3 protein-coding genes are annotated in these 1339 nt (G+C 55.0%); all 3 read right to left on the bottom strand.

Annotated elements, in window-relative coordinates:
• A partial coding sequence (locus RTK32_RS15730) for a murein transglycosylase domain-containing protein (protein ID WP_312045604.1) occupies positions 1–240 on the bottom strand: 240 nt, incomplete at its 3' end.
• Positions 241–288: 48 nt separating this feature from the next.
• Positions 289–561 (bottom strand): oxidative damage protection protein, encoded by a 273-nt coding sequence (locus RTK32_RS15725; RefSeq protein WP_312045600.1) that lies wholly within the window; start codon positions 559–561, stop codon positions 289–291.
• A partial coding sequence (gene mutY, locus RTK32_RS15720; RefSeq protein WP_312045598.1) for an A/G-specific adenine glycosylase occupies positions 561–1339 on the bottom strand: 779 nt, incomplete at its 5' end. The genes RTK32_RS15725 and mutY, both read right to left, overlap by 1 nt.

Below are 1339 nucleotides of genomic sequence, written 5' to 3'. Positions count from 1 at the left end.
AAAGTTAATATGGCTGCGCGTATAATACTGATCGCTATACTTCACGTAGTCCTTGGGACCGGCGATCAATACTTCATTCATACCCCAAATATTTTCGATGTTATGGGCAAACTGCCCCATCAAAATGTCGAATCCGTTGGTGTCCTTGACCCACTCTTCGTGGAAAACCGGCTTTTTATTGCTGGAGCAGGAGATCAGCAGCGGCGCGATAACCAGCAAGCCTATCAGTTTCTTCATTATGTCGTGCTACGCCCAAATTGAGGGGGCCTCTACGGCGAGGCCCAACGTTTATTCTGCTGGCGGGGTAAAACCTTCGATATGGACGTCGTGTCCTTCGAACAGAAATTTCACCATTTCCTGCTCAAGCTGTTTGCGATCTTCCGGGTTCATCATGCTGAGCTTTTTCTCGTTGATCAGCATGGTTTGCTTGCTCATCCACTGTGACCAGGCTTCCTTAGAGATCTCGTTATAGATACGCTTGCCCAGCTCTCCCGGATAGAGCTGAAAATCCTGTCCTTCAGCGTCACGCTGCAGGAACGTACAAAAAATGGTTCTGCTCATCACTCTTCCTCTTCTGTTGCACGAATGCCCGTCGGTTGTGGCTGACGCAGCTGCGCCAGCAAGCGTTCCACCGGGGCAGCCAGTCCCACGGACGGCGGCTGGGCTAAGTTATACCAGAGACCCGCTCCTTCATCCATGACCGCGCCTGCGGCAGGCAGTTTCAGCCACATTGGCACAATATCCAGGTGGAAATGGCTGAATGTGTGGCGAAAAGCGATAGTCTGCGTCAGCGAGGCATGATCGATACGGCGGGCAAGCAGCCACTGCCGCAGCTCGGCTTCGCTGGGGAACTGCGGAAAGCAGAATAACCCGCCCCACAGGCCGACTGGCGGCCGCTGTTCCAGCCAGACCTTGTCGTCTTGCTGCATCATCAGCAAATAGCCGGTGCGCTCCGGCAGGATCTGCTTCGGCTTTTTGCCGGGATAGAGCGTCTGTTCGCCCTTTGCATAAGCGACACAGTGCAGCTTCAGCGGGCAAATCTCACATTTAGGTTTTGAGCGCGTACAGACCATCGCCCCTAAATCCATCATCGCCTGGTTAAACTGGCTGACGCCTTCAGCTGGCGTGACCTCTTCGCTGATCTGCCAAAGACGCTTTTCCACCTCTTTCTTACCCGGCCAGCCCTGCACAGCGTAGCAACGGGCCAGTACCCGCTTGACGTTGCCGTCCAGAATGGGGTAGTGCTGGCCCAGCGATAACGAAAGGACGGCACCCGCTGTCGAACGGCCTACGCCGGGCAGGTCAGCTACCGCCTCAAACGTTTCCGGGAACTTCCCGC

It is taken from the genome of Erwinia sp., assembly GCF_031978025.1.
Lineage (GTDB): Bacteria > Pseudomonadota > Gammaproteobacteria > Enterobacterales > Enterobacteriaceae > Erwinia.
This window is presented reverse-complemented; position numbering and strand designations above follow the sequence as displayed.